Raw genomic sequence first — 6448 nt, 5'->3', positions numbered from 1 at the left:
AGCGTTTCGTCGACCAGCGCATCGGCCAGCGTCGCGGTTTTCCGGCCGGCCGGGAAGTCGACGGCCTTGACCAGCGCGTCGGGCCGCTCCCGTCGGTACGCCTTGGCGAATCCCGTAACGGCGCCGCCCAGCGGACAGGTCGCGCCCGCCGCATCGTAGCCGTGGTATCCGCCGAGGCGGGTCGCGACCACTAGGAAGGCGCTGCGCTCGTAGAGCTGTCGCATGGTCACATAGAGGTTGCCGACCCGGCGGCGCAGCGCTTCCCGCCAGCCGGCGAGGTCCATGTCGTCGAGGTGCCCCTCGTCGTCGAGCGCCGGCAGCCAGTAGACGCCGTCAACCGAGCCGGCCGCGAGCATGGCGTCGATGTCGTCGTCCGGGCGCAGCACCAACGTGTCGACGCCGAGGCGGGTCAGCCGGGTGATCAGCGCGTCTGCGACGCCGCCCTGGTCAGGCATCACCGCCACCCGGGTGCCGGCGCCGAGAGTCACTCCGCTCGGCACGCAGGCCGTCAGGTCCGGCCGCAGCACGGGCACCGGCACCCGGCGCGGGATCCGGTTAGTGGCGGCGATGTCGCCCACGACAGTCGGTGCCGCCGCCGCTGATCCAGGTGCGGCAGCGGCGGTGTCACTTCGCCCTTTTGGGCCTGGCGTGGCCTCGACTCTGTCGCGGATCCAGGCAACGACATGGGTGAGGGTGGGAAAGTCGCGCAGTTTGAGGGCGTCGTCGCGGGCGACGCCGTAGTGCTGGCGGATGGCGGCGAAGATTTCGGCTTGTTTGACGGTGTCGACGCCGAGGTCGGCCTCCAGGTCGAGGTCGATGTCGAGCAGGTCGGGAGGATAGCCGGTGAGCTCGGAGACGATGCCGACCACGGTGTCGGTGACCTCATCAGCAGCGGGGGCCTGCGCGTCGGTGGGGGCTTCAGGTGTCGCCCCAACGGGAACCGGTGCAGCCGCTGCGGCGGTGGCGGCCACCGGCGGGGACTCGGGCTCCGTCAACACTGTCTCGGTGGCTACGGGCGCCGGCTGGACCGCTTGCGCCGCGGCAGGCGACGGCGCGACCTTCGACGGTTGGCCGGTGTCGATGATCCGCAGCCGGTGCTGCACGACCTCCAGCTGCGGGTCGGCCGTACCGGCGGCCTGCGCCAGCCAGCGCCGCCAGGCCGCCTGGTCGACGATCCGGTACTCATACCCGAGCTCGTCCGGCAGGCGGTGGCGACCGTCGGGCACCGGCGTCCAGCGCATCAGCGTCATCGCGATCTGGGAGCCGAATCCTGCGCCCAGCCGCAGCGCGTACTGGACCGGATAGCTGCCCCCGGTCGACAGGTTGAGGTGTCCCAGTTCTGGATCGGGCACCTTGTAGTTGGGCACCGGCGGAACGACTCCGGTTTCCAGCGCCTTGATCGCGACGACGTCCTCCACGCCGGCGCCCATCGCGTGCCCGGTGAAGCCTTTGGTGTTGGTGATGACGACCGCGTCGGCGTCGGGGCCGAACACCTGGCGTAGCGCGTGAATCTCGGCGGACGCGCTGCCGCCGCGGGCCGGCGTGTACGTCTCGTGGGAGACGAACACCGTGCTGCCCGCGATGGCTTGCCGGTCGGCGCCGCGCGCTTCGGCCTGGTCCAGCAGCTTCTCCATCACCTCGCCGATGTGCTCGACGTCCAGCCGTGTCCCGTGAAAAGCGCTGTTCGCGGTGACAGTGCCGAGGACTTCGCAGATCGGTTGCAGCCCGCGTTCCCTGGCCGACTCGGCGGACTCAACCACGATCGCCGCCGCCCCCATGCCGAGGATCATGCCGTGCCGGCGCTGGTCGAACGGCGTGGCGGCCTCCTCGACGATGTCGTCGGTGGCGGCCGCGCCAGACGCGAGGAACCCCGACCCCAGCCAGGGCAGAAGCGCGTCGGAGCTGGCGTCGTCGGCGGACACCACCACCACCCGCCGGCAGCGGCCGATGCGGATCCAGTCCTCGGCCACCGCCACCGCCTGCGTGGTGCTCGCACAGGCCGCGTTGACCTGGGTGTTCGGCCCGCGTGCGCCGATGATCTCAGCGAACTGCGAGTGGCCCATCGACAGGCACCGGAACAGAAAGCGCCGGTCGAACACGAACGGATCGGTCTCAAGGGCGTGGCGCAGCTCGTGGATGCGCCGGTCCACCTCGCTTGCGGCCGGCTCGTCGTCGCTCATCCGCGAGCGCACCGCCACCAGCCCGCTCAACTGTTCCCGGTTGCCGCGGTCGATGTAGTAACGCTCGAGGTCGTGGGCGAAGTTGTCCAGGCCGGGGAAGGCAGAGGCGAAGATGACACCGGTGTCGTCGCGCATCGACTCCGGCAGCCCCCACCGGTCCGGCAGCTTGGTGCCCAGCGTCGTGGTCTTGTAGCGCATCACCAGTGGGACGCCGGCGTCGCGCAGCGCATCGAAACCGGCCCCGATCGCAAGCCGGGTCGTCGAGTCCAGCGCGGCGTCGCGGGCGGTGTCGACGCCGAACTCGCTGACCACATCCAGAGGGGCGCAGCGGCCGGCCAGCTTGATCACATCGGGTTCACTGTCGATCGTCTCGAACGTAGGGTCGCCGGACGCGCGCTTGACCAGGCGGGTGATGTGCCGGTCGACCATCTCGCGGCGCAGTCGGTGCGGGATCGTGTCGATGAACTGCTGACCATCGAGGATGCGGGCGATGTTTTCGTCGTCGAAGACCCGCTCGACCCCGGGCAGGCCGAGTGCCGCGCCCGTCACCACCACTGGTTCGGCGGCGGCCGGCGCCCCCGGCGGGGAAGCCTCAACGCCGGCAGTTTCGGCATGCAGTCCGTGTTGGACCACGTCGACGAGATGCCGACCCAATTCGGCGTACTGTGCGTCGGTCATCGCGGTCTCCGTCGTTGCGGCCGGGGCGGTAGCGGTGGCCTCGACGGGCACCTGCCCGGCATATCCGAGCCCGGCCGCATACAGCCCGCACAGTGCCTGGTTGAAGGACGCGACATCGCCGGTCTTGGGGTGGTTGGTGAACAACGCCAGCACGTCGTCGCCGAGCACGTTCTCGACGAAGCCGTGCAGCGCCTTCTTGGGTCCCACCTCGACGAAGATCCGGGCGCCTGCAGCATGCAGGGTGTGTAGGCCGTCGATGAACCGCACCGGTGAGGCCACCTGGCGGCCGAGCAGGTCCAGCATGGTGTCGATATCGGCGTTCGCCGGGTAGAAGCCGCCGGTCACGTTCGACACGATCGGCAAAACGGGTGCCCGCACGTCGAGCCGGCGGAGCACCGCCCTGAGCGGTTCTATCACCGGCGCGACGATCTCGGTGTGGAACGCGTGGCTGACCGGGATGCGGGAGGCGTTCATGCCGGCGGCCTGGAACGCCGCCACGGCCCGCTCCACCGCGTCGGTGGCACCCCCGATGACGGCCTGGCCGGTGCTGTTGATGTTCGCGACGACGACGTATCCGTCCGTCTCGCCGACAATCCTCTCGATCTCGCCAAGCGGGCCGAAGACAGCCGCCATGGCGCCGTTGTCATCCCTCGACAGGTTCGCCATCTCGCGGCCCCGCATGCTGACCGCCTCCAGCGCGGCGCCGAACGACAACGCGCCCGCGGCGATCAGCGCCCCGTACTCGCCGAGGCTGTGGCCCATCACCATGTCGGGGCGCACGCCGTAGGCGTCGAGAAGCCGGGTGAGCGCCAGATCGGTGGTCAGCACCGCCGGCTGGGTGATCTCGGTCTGCATCAGCTGCTGCTCGAGCCGATGCGCGGCGGACGTGTCGGCGGTGTCGGCGAAGATGTAGGCAGTCAGTGGCCTACCTAGCAGCGGTTCCATCACCCGGTCGGCCTCGTCGAACGTCGCGGCAACGATCGGCTCGCGCTCCCGCAGATCAGCCAGCATGTTGACGTACTGCGAGCCTTGGCCGGTGTAGAGGAACGCGACCTTGCCCGGTGCGCCGCGGCCGACGAACACACCTTGGGCGCGCAGGACCTTCCACACGACCGGGTTGCCCCCGCGTAGGGCCTCAACGGCCTTGGCGGACTTCGCCGCCAGGTCGGCGGCGTCGGCGTAGTCGATCGCGACCCGCACCGCCGCGGCAGCCAACTCGGGGTTCGGGGCGGTTGGCGCAGGGGCATGCCCGGCAGCCGCCTCGGCGCCCAACCGCTCCAATTGCGCGGCCACCTCAGCCTCGTCTGCGCCGCCGACAACCGCGGCCCCCCGCAGCGGCGCCTTCGGCGCGCCGGAGGCCGCGGTCGCCACGGCGCTCACCGTCGCGGGTCGCTGCGCGACCTTCGCACCGGAAAACGACCGGCTCGCATCACCGGCACGGTGCCGGCCGGGCACATACTCCTCGAGGACGGCATGGAAGTTGGTCCCGCCGAACCCGAACGCGCTCACCCCGGCGTACCGCACGCCGCTTTCGTGCGCCGGCCACTCGCGCAGTTGGGTGTTGACCCGAAACGGGATGTCGCCCCAGTCGACGCTCTCGTTGGGATGTTCGAAGTGCAGGCTGGGCGCCAGCACTTTCTCGTGCAGGCTCATCACGGTCTTGAACAGGCCGGCGGCCCCCGCCGCGCCCTTGAGGTGCCCGATGTTCGACTTCACCGACCCCAGCGCGATGGAGCCGTTGGCGGCGCCGGCCTTGCGGAACACGTCGGTCAAGCTGGCCAGCTCCGTGGCGTCTCCGACGCGCGTCGACGTGCCGTGCGCCTCGATGCAGGTGGCCAGCGCCGGGTCGGCTCCGGCGACCTGCCATGCGCGCTCCACCGCCAGCCGCTGCCCAACCGGGTTGGGCGCCGTGATGCCCTTGCCACGGCCGTCGCTTGACCCCGCCACCCCAAGCAGCACCGCGTAGATCCGGTCTCCGTCGCGCTCGGCGTCCGACAGGCGTTTCAGCACGAACAGGGCGGCGCCCTCGCCCATCACGAAGCCGTCAGCGCCGGCGTCGAACGGTCGGGTGCCGGTGGCCGACAGCGCGCCGATCTTGCAGAACTTGACGAACCCCGGCGCATCCATGTTGCGGTCGATCCCGCCGGTGATCACCGCGTCGAAGTCGCCTGCCTCCAAGCCGCGCACCGCTGCCGACATGGCGGCCAGACCGGAGGCGCACGCCGCGTCGGCGGTGAAGTTAGGGCCGCGGAAATTGAACAGGTTGGCCACCCGGCCCGCGAGCACATTGGCGAGCTCGCCGGGCATGGTGTCCTCGGTGATCTCCTCGAACCGGTCGAGAAACGAGGCGCGGGTCTCGGCGAGCACGGCGTCGCGCACCTCCTGCGGCAGCCCAGCGAACGAGGGGGCAGCCGCTAGGTCCCGGACGAACGCGGGGAACTGGATGCGCAGGTTGCTGCGGTGCTGCTTGTCGCCGCCGATGGCGTTGCCGATGATCACCGCGACCCGCTCGGGGTCCACGGTCCAGTCCGGCCAGCCGGCGTCGAGCAACGCCGCGCGGGTGCACGCCACCGCCCACTTCTGGCCGTCGTCCATCTGCGAGCTGACCGCCGGCGGGATCGGGAGCTTCCACGCCAGCGGCTCCCACGGGAAATCGCGAACCCAACCGCCGATGCGCGAATAGGTCTTGTCGGGTGCGTGCGGGTCGGGGTCATAGTAAAGCTGCGGGTCCCAGCGCTGCGGGGGGACATCGCCGATGCTGTAGCGGCCGGACTTGATGTTGGCCCAGAAGGCGGCCGCGTCGGGCGCCTCGGGCATGATCGCGCTAACCCCGACCACCGCAATCGGCTCCATCGTGGTCGTCATGGCGATCCGGCCTCCCGTCGGTACAGCGCATCCGCGACCAGGTTCATGTCGGCGAGCAGACCGGTCTGCGCGGCCCTTACCCGCTCCAGCGGCAGGGCGGCGGCCAGGTCCGCTCCAGTGCTGGCCCCGGCCACCCACCGCAGGCCGTCCTCGGCGACCTTGTGCGCCGCGTCCCGCGCGAACACCCGGCTGACCGCGGCGAGCGCGGCCGGCCCGAAGCGTTTGTCGGCCTTGCCCGGCAATGCGCCCTCGGCGGCCGCTGCAGCGCGGCGTGCCAGCGCGCCGGCACATTCGGCGTAGGCCACGAGTTCCCCCAGCCGTAACAGAATGTGCTGATTTCGGGTCAGCCGACCGACCCGGCACGCCTCCATCACCGCGGCCGAACACTCCAGCGCCAGCGCTGCCGTGGGACCGCCGCACTCGTCGGGTACTCCATCGAGGGCGTGGGCCGCGTCGCGGTAGTAAGCGCCGGACGTCTTCAGGTGCTGCTGCCAGCGGTCGCGGGCGATCGTCATCTCCAGGATCTCCGACGTGCCCTCGTAGATGGTCGTGATCCGCACGTCCCGCTTGATCTTCTCGACCAGGTAGGGCCGGGTGTAGCCGTAGCCGCCGTGGGCCTGGATCGCTGCCTCCGCAGCGGCGTTGCCGGCCTCGGTGGCCATGTACTTCGCGATTGCCCCTTCGGTGTTCAGCGCGCCGCCAGCGCCCTCACCAGCGTCGATGCG

Annotated in this window: 2 protein-coding genes; both read right to left on the bottom strand. The window is 70.6% G+C overall.

The genetic code is table 11. The features are described 5' to 3' along the window. The coding region (locus VKG81_RS01590) for a polyketide synthase (protein ID WP_324389071.1) at window positions 1-5723 on the bottom strand (5723 nt) is incomplete at its 3' end. After that, on the bottom strand, window positions 5720-6448 hold a 729-nt coding region (locus VKG81_RS01585; protein ID WP_324389070.1), incomplete at its 5' end, for an acyl-CoA dehydrogenase family protein. The genes VKG81_RS01585 and VKG81_RS01590, both read right to left, overlap by 4 nt.

Source organism: Mycobacterium sp. (assembly GCF_035314905.1).
Taxonomy (GTDB): domain Bacteria; phylum Actinomycetota; class Actinomycetes; order Mycobacteriales; family Mycobacteriaceae; genus Mycobacterium.
The sequence above is the reverse complement of the archived record's forward strand: the minus strand, read 5'-3'. Positions and strand labels throughout refer to the sequence as shown.